The organism is Mesorhizobium abyssinicae, from assembly GCF_049887195.1.
Taxonomy (GTDB): Bacteria; Pseudomonadota; Alphaproteobacteria; order Rhizobiales; family Rhizobiaceae; genus Mesorhizobium; species Mesorhizobium abyssinicae.
Genome location: NZ_JARAKC010000030.1, coordinates 1 through 16,792, shown reverse-complemented (window position 1 = coordinate 16,792; position 16,792 = coordinate 1). Strand labels below are relative to the sequence as shown.

Annotated in this window: 17 protein-coding genes; 10 read left to right on the top strand and 7 right to left on the bottom strand. The window is 60.8% G+C overall.

Annotated features, from left to right (window positions below; translation table 11 throughout):
- Positions 1-294: 294 nt before the first annotated feature.
- The 4 genes from PU724_RS30815 (at position 295) to PU724_RS30800 (ending at position 2,692) form a co-directional block, all read left to right on the top strand.
- Positions 295-870: a hypothetical protein gene (locus PU724_RS30815; protein WP_354422768.1), complete on the top strand. Its 576-nt coding sequence runs from the start codon at positions 295-297 to the stop codon at positions 868-870.
- Positions 867-1,262 (top strand): phage holin family protein, encoded by a 396-nt coding sequence (locus tag PU724_RS30810; RefSeq protein ID WP_187331242.1) that lies wholly within the window; start codon positions 867-869, stop codon positions 1,260-1,262. Before PU724_RS30815 ends, PU724_RS30810 begins: the two co-directional genes overlap by 4 nt.
- A complete protein-coding gene (locus PU724_RS30805; RefSeq protein WP_128272310.1) occupies positions 1,259-2,143 on the top strand; it encodes a hypothetical protein in 885 nt (294 codons plus the stop codon). The genes PU724_RS30810 and PU724_RS30805 overlap by 4 nt, the downstream gene beginning before the upstream one ends.
- 351 nt (positions 2,144-2,494) lie before the next feature.
- A complete protein-coding gene (locus PU724_RS30800) occupies positions 2,495-2,692 on the top strand; it encodes a hypothetical protein (RefSeq protein ID WP_127282294.1) in 198 nt (65 codons plus the stop codon).
- 673 nt (positions 2,693-3,365) lie between these two features.
- Here the strand turns inward: PU724_RS30800 and PU724_RS30795 are convergent.
- Together PU724_RS30795 and PU724_RS30790 are read right to left on the bottom strand one after the other, a co-directional pair.
- The gene (locus PU724_RS30795) at positions 3,366-3,683 is read right to left on the bottom strand and encodes a glycine zipper domain-containing protein (RefSeq protein ID WP_127282295.1); all 318 of its coding nucleotides are present in this window, start codon (positions 3,681-3,683) and stop codon (positions 3,366-3,368) included.
- A 2-nt stretch (positions 3,684-3,685) separates the two neighbouring features.
- The gene (locus PU724_RS30790; RefSeq protein ID WP_426213745.1) at positions 3,686-3,955 is read right to left on the bottom strand and encodes a hypothetical protein; all 270 of its coding nucleotides are present in this window, start codon (positions 3,953-3,955) and stop codon (positions 3,686-3,688) included.
- Positions 3,956-4,005: 50 nt separating this feature from the next.
- Between PU724_RS30790 and PU724_RS30785 the strand changes: the two genes are divergently transcribed.
- Together PU724_RS30785 and PU724_RS30780 are read left to right on the top strand one after the other, a co-directional pair.
- Positions 4,006-4,284 carry a hypothetical protein gene (locus tag PU724_RS30785; protein ID WP_354422771.1) on the top strand — a complete coding sequence of 93 codons (279 nt, stop codon included), beginning with the start codon at positions 4,006-4,008 and terminating at the stop codon, positions 4,282-4,284.
- A gap of 49 nt (positions 4,285-4,333) precedes the next feature.
- Complete coding sequence (locus PU724_RS30780) at positions 4,334-4,543, top strand: plasmid partitioning protein RepB C-terminal domain-containing protein (protein WP_127391137.1); 210 nt, start codon at positions 4,334-4,336, stop codon at positions 4,541-4,543.
- 598 nt (positions 4,544-5,141) lie between these two features.
- Here the strand turns inward: PU724_RS30780 and PU724_RS30775 are convergent.
- From PU724_RS30775 to PU724_RS30760, 4 genes are all read right to left on the bottom strand, one after another.
- Entirely contained in the window at positions 5,142-5,528 is a 387-nt protein-coding gene (locus tag PU724_RS30775; RefSeq protein WP_354422773.1) for a response regulator, read from the bottom strand.
- Positions 5,525-9,133 carry a CheR family methyltransferase gene (locus PU724_RS30770; RefSeq protein WP_292098776.1) on the bottom strand — a complete coding sequence of 1,203 codons (3,609 nt, stop codon included), beginning with the start codon at positions 9,131-9,133 and terminating at the stop codon, positions 5,525-5,527. The genes PU724_RS30775 and PU724_RS30770 overlap by 4 nt, the downstream gene beginning before the upstream one ends.
- Positions 9,087-10,133, bottom strand: coding sequence for a chemotaxis protein CheB (locus PU724_RS30765; RefSeq protein ID WP_245499869.1), 1,047 nt, complete (start codon positions 10,131-10,133; stop codon positions 9,087-9,089). The genes PU724_RS30770 and PU724_RS30765 overlap by 47 nt, the downstream gene beginning before the upstream one ends.
- 155 nt (positions 10,134-10,288) lie before the next feature.
- Complete coding sequence (locus tag PU724_RS30760; RefSeq protein WP_189556366.1) at positions 10,289-10,537, bottom strand: hypothetical protein; 249 nt, start codon at positions 10,535-10,537, stop codon at positions 10,289-10,291.
- 541 nt (positions 10,538-11,078) lie between these two features.
- Here PU724_RS30760 and PU724_RS30755 point away from each other — a divergent pair.
- Entirely contained in the window at positions 11,079-12,335 is a 1,257-nt protein-coding gene (locus PU724_RS30755) for a GGDEF domain-containing protein (RefSeq protein WP_354422776.1), read from the top strand.
- Between the two features lie 216 nt (positions 12,336-12,551).
- Here PU724_RS30755 and PU724_RS30750 read toward each other — a convergent pair whose 3' ends face one another.
- A complete protein-coding gene (locus PU724_RS30750; RefSeq protein WP_245499868.1) occupies positions 12,552-13,004 on the bottom strand; it encodes a nuclear transport factor 2 family protein in 453 nt (150 codons plus the stop codon).
- On the opposite strand from PU724_RS30750, the gene PU724_RS30745 reads away from it, so the two are divergent.
- From PU724_RS30745 to PU724_RS30735, 3 genes are all read left to right on the top strand, one after another.
- Positions 12,994-13,218 carry a hypothetical protein gene (locus PU724_RS30745; RefSeq protein WP_426213744.1) on the top strand — a complete coding sequence of 75 codons (225 nt, stop codon included), beginning with the start codon at positions 12,994-12,996 and terminating at the stop codon, positions 13,216-13,218. The genes PU724_RS30750 and PU724_RS30745 overlap by 11 nt on opposite strands.
- Before the next feature lie 269 nt (positions 13,219-13,487).
- Complete coding sequence (locus tag PU724_RS30740) at positions 13,488-14,675, top strand: acyltransferase family protein (protein WP_354422778.1); 1,188 nt, start codon at positions 13,488-13,490, stop codon at positions 14,673-14,675.
- A 646-nt stretch (positions 14,676-15,321) separates the two neighbouring features.
- Entirely contained in the window at positions 15,322-15,504 is a 183-nt protein-coding gene (locus PU724_RS30735) for a hypothetical protein (protein ID WP_128271606.1), read from the top strand.
- Positions 15,505-16,792: the final 1,288 nt, after the last annotated feature.

Here is a 16,792-nt window from a genome sequence, read left to right as displayed (position 1 = left end):
ACTTCCCTGCATCTCAGCTCAGAAACAGTTCCCTCGGCATCCACTTGGGCACCACCGAAGCGGCACGGTAAGCGCCTTGGCACAGGGCGCTAGCGACCCCGCGCGCGGCTCGGCGGATGAGTCGCAGGAATCGATCTCGCTAATTTAGTGAAAACGGATGGAACCTGATGGTCGCCGGTAAGTTCGATATCCAATCGAGGAGATTGCTGCCATGAACAGCGTCATTTACCTGATCGGCTTTGTCGTCGTCGTGCTTGCGATCCTCTCCTTCCTCGGAATCCATTAGGAGATCCCATGCAGCGCGAAGACGATCACGGCCGTAAGCCGGCCGATTTCGAAACAGCCAAAAGCGAACTGTCCGAAACGTTCCAGCAGGCAACGCAGACCGCGACAGAAGCGCTGCATAGCGCTCGCGATGAACTCACCAGAAAGGCGAGCGACTATGCCTCGGAAGCAAAGCAGGCGTTGTTCAACAAGGCCGAGGGAACACAACACGATGTCAGCGCCAACCTGAGGGTCTTTGGCGGAGCGCTGCGAGCGGCAAGCGAACACCTTGCCAACAACGATCAACGAACGGCATCGAAGTTCATCCTCGACGCCGCGGGCGGCCTCGAACGGCTTTCATCTTCACTAAGGGACAAGCCATTCGAAGAGGTTCTTGGCGAGATCCAATCGTTCGGCCGCGAAAATTCCGGGGCGCTGATCGCCGGTTCAGTGTTGGCAGGCTTGGCGCTGGGGAGGTTCATCAAGAGCTCATCACGCCCTGTCGAAAGTTTTGGATCGCGGCCGTCGGGGACAACTGAACCGACGCAGCCCCGCTCCAGCCCGGCTGGCGATGACCGGGGCCGCAAGCACGGAGGAGAGCCATGATCGGTAATCAGGACAATCGCGGTCTCACCACCCTCATCGGCGATCTGGCACAGCAGGTCACGACGCTGCTTCAAACCGAAAGCCGGCTATTGCGGGCTGAGATGTCGGAAAGCCTGAGCAAGGTCGGCGCGGGTGCGGTCGAGTTTTTGGGCGGCGCGATTTGCATTCTCGCCGCCTTGATCGTGCTCTTGCAAGCTCTCGTGATCGCATTGGCGAATGCCGGTCTGGGACCGGGGTGGTCCTCGCTTCTCGTCGGTATCGCTGTCGCAATCCTGGGCATCTTTCTGTTGCGCAGCGGCACAGCAAGCATGGCCCCTTCTGAGCTGACGCCGGATCGGACACAAGACCAACTCAAGCGTGACGCACGCGTGATCAAGGAACAAATAAAATGAGCGAGAAATCCGCAGCCGAGCTGGAACGAGATGCCGATATCGCCCGGGCGAAAGTCGTGGACACCGCTGATTCCATCCGCAGCAGGATGACTCCCGGTCAATTGATCGATGAATTTACCGGAATGTTTGCCGGCGGTGAGGGAGCCGCCATGCTTGGCAATCTCAAGGCGCAGGTCAGGGACAACCCGCTGCCGCTAACGTTGGTTGGAGCCGGCCTGGCCTGGCTAATGCTTGGCAACGGGGCGTCAGCGACCACTTCAGCGGCTGGCAACCATACAGGCATGAGGCCAAGCGACTCCCTGTCCGACCGACCCGTCGATGAGCTCAATGAGGACAGCGAAGGTTCCGGAATTGCGGCGATGCTCTCCGATACTGCGGACTCAGTTGCATCAGCTGCAAGCGATGCGATCACAACTGCGGCCAACGCCGCAACGGGCGCAATGGAAGGGATCACGGGTTCGGCCGGGCAGCTTGGATCAGGCGCTAGTGAGATGAAGGCCCGGGCACGTCAATCGGCACAGGATATATTGGAACGAGAACCGCTGGCAGTCGCAGCAGTTGGCCTTGTCCTTGGCACTGCGCTGGGCACGATGCTGCCCCGCACGACCACGGAAGATGAACAGCTTGGCGGCTACAGCGACAAACTTCGCGACACCGCAGAGAAGGCTTTCGAAACAGGCCTCGAGCAGGTAAAGCAAGTCGCCGCCGAAGCCTACGACACTGTCAAGGAAGAGGCCGACCGGCAAGGCTCTGGTGGAGATGCCGCCACGCTAGCAGGCCAGGTCGGCAAAGTCGTGAAATCGACGGTAGAAAAAACCGAGGAAGCCATACGCGACCGGTTGCCCGAGTCGTCGGAGGGGTCTTCCCAAGGTGCGTCATAGCGTCCCCGCAACCTGGTCTAACGCTGTCCGTCACTCTGGCGAAGAGAATCTGACTCTGCAAAGCAGCCTCGTCCAACCCGGTCATGAGGTGGAACCGCGTCAAGATACTCTCCGACCATTGTAGCGGCATATAGCTGGCCCGCCAAAAGGTTGCCCTTGCCACACGTGAGAACAGCCTCCGCCTAGTCGCCCTTTGCGCGTTTGCTCAACTGCCGAGTTATACCTACATCGGCTGTGAGCCAGCCGCGCAGGTCCTGGAAAGTGTCTCAGTTTGAATTTCAGAAAATTGATGTGGCGTTTGAAGCCCTAGGCGAAACCGCCTATGCTTAGCGGAAAGCACGGGGATGTATGATGTCGGAACGCGCACGCCAACTGTTCGACAAATACGTTGCCAGCAGTCTGAACCACCCAGACCTGAAGGGATTGAGCATGGGAACCCATTTGTTCAACCTGAACATGGCAGCGAGTGAGGCGCGCATCCCTGCATCAGAGATGATCGAAGAACTTGGTCCGCTGGCCCAAGCCCTCATTGCTGCTAAGATAGCCTGAATGCCGACGTGATCGGCCCCGCCGCCCGCGTCATGCGCATTGCCACTGGGTGCCGACAACACGCGGATGACGGCAAGAGCGCCGCCGCCAAACCTTGCTTTCGGAAAGGGGCAGCGCGAACGGGGCGCGCCGAAATACGCCATGGGCTCCTCAGCAAAGCCGCCTTTTGACCCGGCGTCCGGCGGTTGTAGTCGTGCGGCCTGGCATGGACCCTGAACAGGAACAGGGTGGCGACCATCGCCCAGCCGCCAACCGCCGCCCCCGGCCGCTGCACAATGCTCTAGCACCTGGTCGGCGATGGCGACGGGGGAATTGCTCGTCGGTGCGGTGCTGGCAGACATCGAAGTCGGGAAGTCGACCGAGCGATAGTTCGGGATTTCCAATAGCGATTCCAGCCCGGCGAGATCTCGATCTCGTCGGAGGCCTTGCGGTTGCCCGACTCGAGAAAGGCAACGCCTCGATCTGGCGGATGCGTCAGCAAGTTGCGGCTCTCGTAGCCGATCAGCCGCTTCACCGCTTGCTTGCTTCGGATTTTCAGGGTGCCGGCAGGGTTTGTCGTTCAATCCTCCGCAGATTGCGCCGCCAGACTCCTTCTACATCGAGAACCGTACAAAGAATGACGCTACGAGGAGGCCAGCGCCAAACGCTGGCCTCCCCAGTCAAATGTCTGGGTTCAATAATCGCCGTTGTAGTACCGGTCGTCGCAGGGCGCGGTGTAGATGCGGCCATAGCGATCCTGATAGCGGCAGAGCTGCTCGCCGCGGCGCTGCGGCGTCGTGGCCGAGCCGACGACCGCGCCGAGCAGCGCGCCGCCCGCCGCGCCGATGACCGTGCTCTTGGTGTTGCCGCCGATCGCCTGGCCGACCAACGCGCCGCCGGCGCCGCCAACCAGCGCGCCGGTGGTGGCCCGCTGCTGGCTTTCGGTCTGCGTCTCGCAGCCGGCAAGGGCCGCGGTCATCAGCACTGCCAGAATAGCCTTCTTGATGATCATCTCTAGAACTCCTCTGAAGCGCCCCAGAGATTGAAATTGGGGGCGAATGGTTGCCAGTTGCTGGCGCATTGCGGCGGAACGTAGGCGGCGTTCCTCACGAAGTAAGACATGGTTTCTCGGCTCTTGAGGATCGTGGTCGCCAAACTGCAAACGCCTTGCGCGAACAGCACGATAACGCTTCGGCTTGAATCAGGTTGCGAAAGCGCCAAGCCGCCTCGGTCCGCATCGCCATTTTCGCAGCGGCAGTCAGAAAGCCGGAGGGCTGTAACCATGACGTTCCGCTTGGTTGATCTGGTGGAGGACATCCTCCGGAATGCTTACGATGACCCGCACCGGCTTCATTCGGCCTTCAGGCAACCAATATGGCGACGCCCGCCGGATTGTCCCGATCGGATACGGATACTCTCACTGGCCATCCCGCAAGCGCCGGCTGTTGGGGGCTGACGTTTCGGTGCTGATCCGGGTGCTGCCCGATAATGCAACGGTCCGCTATTATTACCTTGCGCCGGCCTGGGAAGCAGAGCAGGCACCGCCCATGCTACCCCAAACAACGGCGTGCGCCTTGACGCCTTCCTATTCCCGTCTCTGGCGCCGTGGTTGAATTGGCAAAACGGGCACCCATCGGAGGTGCAGCATGACGCTCGACTGCTATGGAAATTGAGTTTGCCGAAGTAAGCCAAGGGTTTCGAAACGCCGCCGAGCGCTGTGGCTCGTGGAGCCTCGAACTTGTGGCGGCGCGAGGGTATATCAACCGCCTGATGGACAGTCCCAAGGTGGTGCGGTGTGTCGCCCATCGTTTCCCAGAACAATTTGCGGCTTTCAACAGGCATTGGAAACAATCCCCAAATTCTCTGTTTTAGAAAATCCTTAATTGCCCTACGGTAATGTCATTAGTTGGCGGGTGGGGACCCGCTGTGGAACGTGGACTAGCAGCGTTCCCAGGCAGCGCATGCATGGTTGGGCAAAATGGGGTTGGCGTTACTTAAAATCGACGAGTGCCAAGGCTGCGGTGGCACCGGCACGATGTTTGATTGTCCGAGATGGCGAAGCTCGAACGGTCATTGCTGCCCGGCGGGCACGCATCAGCACAGATGTCCTGGAATTACCGTGACATGCGCTGAGTGCGATGGGACGGGCGGGGTGAAAACGCCTGCGGGATATGCGGAATCGAACGCCGCCTGACGATATTCGGTGAGCATAGGCTGCCCTTACTAAGGCGACTCCATAGGAATAATGAGGTGGAGCGATCCTCGCAGAAGGTTGCCACTAGGCAGGGCCGAGCAACTCAGACAATTCCTGGCAGCAGCGGAGCGGCTGCATCTAAGCATCGTCGGCCCGCTGATATGACCGCAATGCGATCACTACCGGTCGCTCCAAGTCCCGCATGAGACGCTGTTGAAAACGGTGCGAGACGTCACCGGGAAGGAAGTGCGTTCATTCGGTGGAACGGCACAGGGGTCAGCTGAAGCCGTCGTGCCTGCGGAAATGTGCGACCGCCTCGGTCAACGCCTTGGGGTCAACGGGCTTCGACAATCTTGGCGATTGCCGGAACGCATCGGGAAAGACGGTCGAGCTGTCATAGCCGGTCAGGAACAGGAAGGGGATGCCGCGCGCGGTCAGCAATTCGGCTATCGGAAAGCTCCGCTCGCCATTCAGATTGACGTCCAGGACGGCGCCATCGAGTTCGACGCCATCGATCTCGCGCAGGGCCTGCTCCACCGAGGCGGCGGGCCCGATCACCTGGCATCCCGAATCCGTCAACTGATCGGAAAGGTCCAGCGCGACAAGGAACGCATCCTCGACGACGAGAACGTTGAGCCCTGAAAGAGACGTTTGCTCATTCATACCTTGCCTGGAGCAGGCAGGGATAAATAGTCGATCATTGCCGACTTGGGCAGCGGAATGCTCAACAAGCACTCCAGGCCGGCCCTTTTGAAACGCAGATCCACATTTCCACCTAGCTCGTACTCCAAACTCTGCTGGATGAAAGTGGTTCCAAAGCTTGTCTTCGACGGCTCCTTCACCCTCGGTCCGCCGCTCTCTTTCCAGGCGATCGACAGCATTTGCGATCCATCGACGCGCCAGGAAACCTCCACGCGGCCTTTTTCGGTGGAAAGCGCGCCGTATTTGGCGGCGTTGCTGGCCAGCTCGAAGAAGACCAGGCCGAGCGTGGCAGCCGCGCTGGCATTGAGCTGGAACGGCTCGCCCTGAACGACGAGGCTCTGGCCTTCCTTGCCGCCATAGGGAGACAGGGTCGCCCGCACCAGCTTTTCGAGATCGGCGCCTCCCCATTGGTAGGAAGCCAGCAACTCGTGCGTGCGGGCCATCGCCTGCAGGCGAGCGTGGAAGGCGCTCGCGAAATCGTTGAGCGTGCCCGATGAACGCACCATGCGAGAGGTGAGCGCGGTGACAGTGGCGAGGATGTTCTTCACGCGATGCTGCAATTCGTGCAGCAGCCGCTCCTGGTTGCGCTCGGCATCCTTGTGGCTGGATATGTCGATTACGGCAGCAATCGCTCCGCGCACCTTGCCAAGCTCGTCGAACAGCGGATTGGCCGACATCATGACGTCGACGCTGCCGCCCTTGGTGCGCGCGATCCGCGCCTCGAAACCGGGAATGGGCTTGCCTGTCCGCATCGCCTTCAGCAAGGGTTGATCAGCGGCGTCGACCACGGTGCCGTGCATCATCAGTGGCAGGATGGCGGGCATGGAACTGAGCTTGCCGTCCGTGGCGGGCCGACCGGCGAGCTCCACCGCGTGGCGGTTGCCGCGGATCTCTTCGCCGTTGCCGTCCTCGGCAATGAAGATGCCGACAGGCACAAGATCGAGCAGGGTTTCCAGGCTTTCGACGCGGTTGCGCAGGTCGTGCGAAAGCGCGCCGATCTTTTCTTCCGCCCGGGCGATCTGGGTGACGTCGACAAAGGTGACGACCACGCCGGCGATGACATTGTCGACGGTGCGGTATGGCATCACGCGCATGATGTAGCGTCTGCCATTGTCGATGCCTTCCACCTGCCGCTCGATAGTGCCAAGCTTCTGCAGCACCTGCTCAATGTCGGACTGCAGGCCGTCGGCGAGAAACCGCGGACGGACATGCGCGAGCGGCCGGCCGACATCGCTTTCGACCAGCCTGAACAGGTCCCGCGCCGTCGGCGTGAAGCTCTTGATGCAGAGGTCGCGGTCGAGGAACACGGTCGCGATCTGCGTGCTTTCGAGCAGGTTCGCCATGTCGTTGTTGGCGCGACTGAGCTCGTCGACGCGGATGTTGAGCTCGGCGTTGACGGTCTGCAGTTCCTCGTTGATCGACTGCAGCTCCTCCTTGGAGGTCTCCAGCTCCTCGTTGGAAGACTGCAGCTCCTCGTTGATCGAAGACAGCTCCTCGTTGGAGGATTTCAACTCCTCATTGGAGGATTCGAGCTCCTCTGTCGTGATCTGCAGGCGCTCCCTGGTCTCCCTTAGCTCCTTCTCGAGCTGGCTGACATTGGCGCTTTCGACATCGTCGGTGGTATGGACGGGCTCGCTTTCGGACTCCGGCTTGATACCGCCGACATCACGAAACACCAGCATATAGAGTGGGTCCGCACCGCTCTCGGTCGGCAGCGGTTGCACGACAAGGCTGATTGTTTGGCGGCCGCCGTTGGTGCCGACTGTGATCTTGTTCTGGATCGCCACCTGGCCCGTGCTCACCGCCTTATGCAGAGCGGCCCTCAGGTCCATCCGCAGGCCGCGCCGGGCCATGGAAAAGACGTTGGAGTCGGGAGCGCCGGCGGCGAGCTCCAGATATTTCCCGGTGCCGCCCGAGCTGTGGATCAGCTCGCCGGCCGCGTTGATGACTACATAGGCGGGCGAATAGCGGTCGAGCAGCAGCCGTTCGGCGCTCTCCTGGAGGGTTCCGCCGGTCGCGCGTTGGCGCACATGAGGGGCCTGCCGGGTCGCGGCGGCGAGCGGGAATTCGGGCAGCCGCTGCGCCGTGACGCCAGCACGCTTCTGGAACAGGCGGCTCGGCTTGTCGACTGTCGAGAACAGGCGCACGTGACGAGTGACGTTCTCGGAGGATCCGAGGAAGAGATAGCCGTTGTTGCGCAAGGCGTAGTGAAAGATTGGAACGATCTTCTCCTGCAGTTCCGGACCCATGTAGATTAGAAGGTTGCGGCAGGCGACCAAGTCGAGCTTGGAAAAGGGCGGGTCGCGCAGCAGATTATGCGACGAAAACAAGCATACCTCGCGAAGCTCGGACGCGACACGATAAGTGCCGTCCTCGCGCGAGAAGAATTCCTTCAGCCGCTTCGGCGTGATGTCGGTTGCGATGGTCGCGGGATAACGACCGGCGCGCGCCACTTCCAACGCACGCTCGTCGATGTCGGTGGCGAATATCTGCAGGTTGGGCGAAGCGGCACCGCGCGGCGCGTTCTCCTTGAGCAGCATGGCGATCGAATAGGCTTCCTCGCCGGTGGCGCAGCCCGGCACCCAGACCCTGATCGTCTCGTCGGGCTTGCGGCCCTCGAAGAGCTTTGGAACGACAAGCCGCTCCAGCGCATCGAAGGCATGCGCGTCGCGGAAGAAGCTGGTCACACCGATCAGGAGATCCTGGAACAGGAGATCGACCTGCTGCGGCTCCTCGCGCAACCGTTCGTAGAAGGCGGCCGGATCGTCGATCTGCAGCACCTGCATGCGGCGCTGGATGCGCCTCAGGATGGTGTTGTCCTTGTAGCCGCTGAAATCATGGCCCGTGCGCATGCGAAGCAAGGCGGCGATCCGCGAAAGCTGTTCGGCGACGTCGCGATTGTGGCGATCGCGCTCGCCGTCAGAGCGGCTCGAATGGCGAAAATAACTCACCAGCTTGCCGGCCATGTCCTCGGCCGGAAGCACCATGTCGACGAGGCCGCTCTGGACGGCGCTACGCATCATGCCATCATATTCGGCGCTTTCCTGCGCCAGCGTGAGCCCGCCGCGTTCCTTGATCGCCCGCAGGCCAATCGTGCCGTCGCTGCCGGTTCCCGAGAGAATGACCCCGGCGGCGTTTTCGGACTGCTCGTGGGCAAGCGAGGTGAAGAAGTCGTCGATCGGCGTTCGCCGGGCGCGCGTGGTCGCCATCTTGGCGACGTGAAAGCGATGGTCCTCGACAGTCACCGAAACCCCTGGCGGGATCACGTAGATCTTGTCCGGCTCGATCTCTATGCCCTCGGCTGCGGTCTGCGTTTCGATCGAGGTGCAGCGCTGGATGATGCTAGCGAGCACGCTTTCATGCTCGGCGTCGAGATGCTGGATCACCACATAGGCAAAGCCACTGTCGGCCGGAACCTCGGGAAAGAATTTTTGCAATGCCCCGATGCCACCTGCCGATGCGCCTATACCGACGATTGGGAAGGACCCATTGACAGGCGCTCCCGTGCCGTCGCTTGGATTACCTCGCCTTTTCCTTCCCGTTGCCTTCCTGGGTGACTGCGCCATCGTCCGTTACCTGCACCCGCCTGCTTTCCAGGATGCGCTCGATGACAGCGGCATCCGCTTCATATTCCCTGGCTCGCTCATCCAGCTGTGTGGCGAGTTCGGAGCGGAACTTTTTCTTTTCGCGTTCGGACATCCGCCGGGCAAACGCCGCCCGTTGCTGGTGTGAGCGCAGCAAGCTCCACAATATCTCGTCTGCCTCGACCGCCTGCGCTTCCATCATCGCGTCAGCGGTGAAGGCATGGCCGGTATGGCACCGATAGCGAACCATGTCACCATCTTCGATCTCCCACAGCGGCCCGTGGCATTCCGGACATGTAAACACCGACAATTCGCCGAGTCGATCTTCATCTTTCATGGTCGAATGCTCCTGAGCGGCGACCGCCGCTTCCAGCCTGACGCTTGACGGGGCGGGCAAGGTTTTGCCGGCCGGCTCTGCCGCCAGTTTTGCCAGGCAGACGCCCAGTTCAGCCGCGGGCAGGCAGTGGTCGACCTCGACATGGTGCAGCGCGCTTTGCACCATGGCCGGCACCAGCGTGTCCTTCGGATGCTGGACGAGGGCCAGCCCGCCGACCGCCTTGATCGCCCTCAGGCCCGCCGTGCCGTCGGAAAGCGAACCCGACAACAGGACACCGATGACGGCAGCGCCGTAGCTCAGCGCGGCAGAGCGGAAAAGCGGGTCGATGGCCGGCCGGGCAAGGTTTTCGCGCGGTCCGCGCCGCAACATCATGTGGTCGCCATGGAGCAGAAGGTGGAAACCGGGCGGCGCGACGTAGATCCTGCCGGTCCTGAACGTGGCGCCGTTCTCGGCGACCAACGTCTTGAGCCGGCCGGCGCGATCGAGGATCTCCGCCAGATAGCTGACCTGCCCGACATGCAGCACCACGAACACCGCCGCCGCCAGATCGGACGGCAGGTCGCCGACGATCTGTTTCAGCGGCTCGACCCCGCCGGCAGACGCGCCGATGACGATGACGAAGCGGTTGCGCGGCGCGGGCGTCACCTGTCGCTCAAGGCGTGTCTCATCCTCGCTTATGGCTGAAACAGGGTTCTGATCTTCGGCCATTGCACCATACCAGGGTCACGGAATGCGCCCTCGGCCTCGGATCAACAATGGGGGAGGGGGGACTTATGTTCCATGGCGCGCCTGACCTGCCTTCACAAGGAAGCAATGGATGGGGTAGGAGGCAAGAGCATTACGACGAAACGGTGATCACGCCAGGCAAGGGCGAGCGATGGTTCTGCGCTGAAGCCGCAGCGCGCACGGCGGGCTGGCGAAAGGCGCGGCGATGAAGCAATGGAGACCTTTGGAGAGGTCGTCAGGATGCCCTCGACCTCGCGGGGGATGACCGGTAGGTCCTCGATGTCCTGCATGGCTTTGGACAGGATCGCTGTTGCCGCTTGCATGTCCGCATCGGAAGCGATGTCACGGCAGGTGCGGGGACCGCTAGCCTTCTAGCAGCCTTTCCGGTCAGACCAATTCCTCTAATCCGAGCAATCCGAGAAGGATCAGCGTCGTCGCCGACAGTTTCGGCGCGTATGCCTTAGCGACGGGCGATCAGCTGACAGAGCTGGCGTCAGCCGCGGTCATAACCATCTTGGCTTAACCGGTCGCGAGGCGGTACAACACTCTCCCGCCCGGCAGGTAGACGGCTCGTCGCCAAGCGACGGTCCTTTTGCTGCGTTCCCACAGGCTTCGATACCCCTCGTGGGCCGGGGCCAAGCCGCCGCCCTCGATCGCCAGTCAGGCATTCGTCCAAGCGCTTGTTCTTAGCGGCGATGCGCGAGCCCGAACGGTTGAACCCTATTCACGAGACAGGCACGGATGAATGGGATTTTCGTTCAACTGGAAAGCGAATCTTTAGAAAGACCGGACATGTTTTGCCTATTCCGCCACCGCGCTTGGTTGGAAAACCGTTAGGGGAAAGCGTCCAAAAGGCCTAAGGTTGTGACAAATCTGGTGCCCTCCGACGAGCAGCATGACCCCGCCATAGGTGCAGAAGTTGACCAGCTTCTGGCTCGCCGCACGCGCGACATCCGTCTCAAAGGCGAGATCATGCGCCTGTTCAGGGCGCGTGTCTGGTCACAGACCGCGAAGATCATACGTGCATGGATGATCTGGGTGGCTTTGTTGGATGTGCTCACCCTGACGGTCAACATGGTGATCCTTCCAGGCGCGGTCGCCACTAGCATGCTTCTGCCGGCCGCAATCATTCCTCCCGTCGCGACGGCCGTGGTCCTTCTCTGGCGAAAACCGCAGGCACCGTGGGTCGAAGCGTCCTCGCTCATCACAGGGATGTTCCTGATCTTGTTGTCAGTCGCATTGGTCGGCGTAAGCGCTGGTGGCGAGTTCTATGAACGGCAATTGAATGTCATGCTGTTCGTGGCCATTACCGCGATCATCATTTTCGGTATCCCGCTGGCCTGGACGGTGGCCATCGCCGGGCTGGCGCTCGGGCTGTATCTCGTGTTTCAGCTTCAGAACGCCGCCATCGAACATGGGAGCGCGGCCGCTGGGACGCTGTTCTTCGCCAGCGGTATCTTCGCAACAGTCGCCGCGCGACGCATCATGACAATTCTGGCGCAGAAGACTTTCCTGTTTGAGCTTCGCGATCGGCGCAGGGTTGCCGAACTGGCCAAGGCGAACCAGCGGTTGGAACTGTTGGCAAGGACCGATCCGCTCACCGGCCTCGCCAACCGGCGCTGGATGACGGAAACGCTCAGCCGCATCTGGGGAAGCGACAAACGCTGCCTTGACGGTGCGGCACTGCTCATGTGCGACATCGATCACTTCAAGAAGCTGAACGATCACCTCGGCCATGCCGAAGGCGACCGCTGTCTTGTCGAGGTCGCCGGGATTATCCAGGAAAACGTCAGGCGCGATCACGATCACGTGGCCCGCTACGGCGGCGAAGAGTTCCTCGTGCTTTTGCCCGGGGTGACGGAGGAAGAGGCGAGCGCCGTGGCCGAACGCATTCGAACGAGCGTTGAGGCCGCAGCCATTCCCAACCCGGGCACTCGCGCGCGCCGCGTTACTCTCAGCGTTGGAGTTGCAATGCAGACCGCGGACGAGGCCATCTCACCGGAACAGCTACAGCGCCACGCCGACGAAGCGCTCTATCTCGCGAAGGAAAGAGGGCGCAATCGAATTGTGCTCCGAAGACCGGACTCTGAGGAGTGTAAACCTGTTCGTTGGGCACAGTGATGCCGCCAAAGGCCCCGGTTCGGGTCCGGCCGGGTGAGCATCCATCGTCGCTCGTGTCGCCTTCGCGCTCATCGGTGCCGATTTGCCGAATGCGTGGAGTCGTCGATCTTAACCGCTGCAGGCTTGGCGGCCTTTGAAGTTTTGGATATGGAGTCCTAGTGGCGAACGATCAGCGGAGCGGCTTGTGGACCGCCTAGAGTTGAGGCACGCGCCGTTCTACTCGACCATCTTCCAGTACGAGTCCTTGCGGATCACCTTGCCGTCGCGGAACGTGTAGAAGTCGCAACCGCGGACTTCCTTTCTCGTCCCGTCGCGGGCAGTGCCGGTGAGGAGCCATTTCGAGATGCCGGTATTGTTTGCCGCATCCACGAAATGCTCGCCATTGCCATAGTGAACATCGGGCAAGCCTTCGAAACGCGTGGCCAGCGCGTCTCGGACATTTGCCTTGCCTTCGACGCGGGAACCCCATGGTTTGTTGCCCCTGGGCATCTCCAGGACGCAGTCGTCGGCAAAGCACGCCATGATGCGATCGAGATCATGGGCGTTGAAGGCGTCGCATAACTCCGTCAGCGTCGATCGGATGTCCATTCGCCCGTCTCCTCCCGTCGGATAACTGGTAACGTGCACGTTCGATGATCGAAGTAGGTCACCGGCGGCGATGCCGGTCAAGGCCTCCGAGAAACGCATGCCCGCTCATGGCCAGCGCATCATCCCCGCCACGGTGCGGGATCTCTCCTATATCGCCGACTGCCAGCTCGACCATTGGACACCGGCGCTGCCGGGGCTCAAGCGCTGCAGGGCTTTGCCTATGTCGCCGAGCTCGATGTCGATTCGGAGTTGGCTTCGGCGCCGCCGAGTTATTGGCGCCGGCATGCGCGGCTGACGAAGCGGCGGTGATACGCTGATCTCCCTCGCACAAGGGGAGATCGGCAGTTCCGGCCTTCCACCTTTCCACCCGGATCCCCTAAAACCTCCGCTCATGTTGCGTTGCGTTAAATTTGTTGCATTGCGATATCAGCGCACCGGCTCGAAACTCTCCTTGCGGCGGGGTTTTCTGCACCAAGGTTTTGGCGTGTCAGTATCACCCCGGCCACCGGCCTGCCTCGATGAACGATTTGCATTGCTGACGCTCCCGCTCTCAGGGAGTTCGGCATGACCCGATCCCGTGTCGAATGCCTGGACGGGCTTCGGGCGCTTGCCGCGATGTGGGTGCTTGTCGGGCACTGTCTGCTTCTGACCGGCTGGCGTGTTCCGATCCTGGGCGAACCGGATCTCGGCGTTGATCTCTTCATCATGCTGTCCGGTTTCCTGATGGTGCTCCACTACCAGCTTCGCCAGGACAAGGAGCCTTGGCAAAAGCCGGAGACCTGGCTGAAATTCTGGACGCGCCGCTATTTCAGGATAGCGCCGCTATTTTATGTCATGCTTTTCCTGGCGCTGGCGCTCGGCCCCTCTCTCTACGAATCCAGGACGGTCATCGACGACTTCCTGCTGAGATCGCATCAGGCGCCCGAGCGTTACCTCGACAACGGCCTGAAGAACATCGTCGCCCATCTTCTGTTCCTGTTTGGCCTGTTGCCGAATTTCGCCTACCGCACGCCGCTTCCCGACTGGAGCCTGGGGCTGGAGATGCAGTTCTATGCGGCCTTTCCGGCCGTCATGCTGCTTGTCCGCAGGCTCGGTTGGATAAAGAGCGCCGTCCTGATCGCGGCGCTCGGCAGCCTCGTCGTGTTTGTGATGGAGCAAATGTCGGTGCATTTTCCGATGCCGTCGTTCCTGGCGCTGAAGATGCAGGTGTTCCTGTGCGGGATGCTTTTGGCCGGCGTTTTGCATCCGAGCCGGCCACGGCCCATTCTCTATCTGGCGTTGGCCATGCTGTTGGCGGCGCTGCCCTATGGCGGCGAATATGGGCTGGGAAAGCTGCTGATAGGCGAAGTGCTGGTCATGGGCTTCTTTGCTCTTGTTCTCTATCGGATGCTGCCGGGAATGGCGGGCGTCGTGGCAGCAAGGATAGCCACGACGCTCGGCAACCGGTTCTTTCATCTGATGGGAGAGCTTTCCTTCAGCATCTACCTGATCCATCTTTTGGTGCTCCAACCGGTCGCGGCTTTCGTCATCACGCAATATGGCCACGATCTGGTGGCGCCGCTTCGCTTCGCGATCGTCCTTCTCATTGTCCTGCCGACGGTGAGCCTGCTGTCTTGGATCACCTACAACCTGATCGAGATTCCGGGCCAGAAGGCTGGCCGTTTCGTCGTCCAACGGTTTGGCCGCAAGACGATGCTGGAAACGACGCGGACGTCGGCCGCTGCACATGCTCCAGCGCCTGGTCGGCGATGACGACCGAGAATTGCTCGTCGGTTGCGGTCGCGGCAGATGTCGAAGTCGGTGAAGTCGACGAGCGATAGCTCGGACAGGTTGCCTTCCAATAGCGGTCCCGCCGGGCGATGTCTCGATCACGTCGGAGGCCTTGTGGTTGCCCGCCTCGAGAAAACCGCCTCGATCTGGCGGATGCGCAGCCAGCTGCGGCTATCGTAGCTGATCAGCCGTTTCACTGCATGTTTGCCGCGAACCTTTAGGATCCCGGCAAGGCTTGTCATTCTCGACCTCCTCATGACGGTGCGGGGACCAGCGCTGTGGGCGCTGGTCCGGCAAAGGTCCTCAATGATAGCGGCATAGCTAATTCGCCGCGGCGCTGGGGCGGGGTGGAACTGCCGACCACCGCGCCGAGAAGGGCACCCGATCACGGTGCTCTGGGTGTTGCCGCCAAAAGCCTGGCCGACAGAGCGCCACCGGCAACGCCGATCAGTGCGCCGGTGTAATGTCATTAGTTGGCGGGTGGGGCCCACTGGGGAACGTGGACGCAACAGCCCCGGCGCGGATTAAGTCGGCACCTCACCCTTCAGAGTTAAAGGCTCCAAAGATCGCCGACCCGAACACCGACGCGTATCTAGTTCCGGGCGAGAAATCCCTGTAAAATGCCGCGATGAAGCGCAGCACGATCTATGCCGTCTATCAACCGCCCGTGTTCGGGCTTCCATTCCTCGCCGTGGTTCTAAAGCCGGACGGCACGACAACGTCTCGGCAGTTTGAGACTGTCGATGAGGCGCGCGCCTTCAACAAGTTCATGGCGCAGGCGGATCAATCAAGCGGCAAGACGCAGCATTAAAGGAAAAGCCCCAGCGCTGAAGGGGTGTTCTGCGCTAGGGCTTGTTTGGGCATGTACGCAATACCCTGCATGTCCACGTATGAGCTTGCGCTAATATCGTGAACGAAGGGTGAAGCGCTCACCGTGACCCGTTGGTGCCCCCACCAGCACCCGAAGCGGAGCCTCAGGCTTCATACTGACAGCGGGCGCTTCTTTTCAGGATCGACGGCGTCAGTACCGGTGAAATCGCGGACCATTTGCTCGGCAAATTTGAGCGCTTGCGGACCTCGCGGCGCAAGTCTCTGCCGGCGCCTTTAGCAAAGAGGTCGCAGATCGCCTCTTCGCGGACAGCGCGTATCAAAGCGATCAGCTCGACTCTTGTTCCGACAATTTTTGGTAGTCACGCATCCCGTCGACGTCGAAGACAGCCGAGTTTAACTGCTCCCCGAGAGCTTGGGGGGCGAGTCCGCCTATTTCTGGTAGCGAACACTTCAGGACATGCTGAAGCAAATCGGTCGGCCGCGTGTCCTGCAGACGGCGATGCCGCTCGTCCATTCCCCCCTGGCTACTCGGCGCTGAGGCCGTGGTTGCAACTGAAATTGGGGCTTGCATGAATGATGGCGCGACCAAGTGCCGATGGTTCGCGACGGATGGATCGCTCCAGTGGGGCGTGATAGATTGTGCTGACGGTACTTTTTGCGATCGAGTCGAGTGTCGACCGAACACCGTGAGAACGAAAATCGGCCGATTGGCACCGATAGTTGCTGAAACCTCAAAAAAATTTTTGTGACAATTTTCTCTTTAAAATCAATATCGTAAGTTTTGGCGGCCTGCGTGTCGGAAATTCAGGCCATTGCGAATAAAAAACCCATCTAAATCAAGGATTTAGATGGGTTTAAAACAATTGAGTGGGAGTAGGGGTCAGCGTAGTCTGGAGTGCTCCATAAATCCGCTTTTTGTGCAAGAATAAACGATAGCGGAACGTTCAACCTCCAAGGTCTGATGTCGTGAGCCGACCCCAAGTAGCCCTTCGGCAGCATCCGCGATCGGACCACAAACCACGCCATGTGAGAAAGCCAAAAGGACGTGGCGAGTTGATCGCTGCTGGCGTCGGCACTGCACGCTCGCATTCGCGGTAGGACTAGCATACGCTCGCTGTGCCGAAGCTTCGACCTATGGGGCAGGCAGGACACAGGCATGGAGCGACGCCTCACCGCAATTCTTGCTGCCGACGTCGTCGGCTACAGCCGCCTCATGGGAGCCGACGAGGTTGGCACGCTTGCACAGCTGAAGAGGCTTCGCGCTGAAG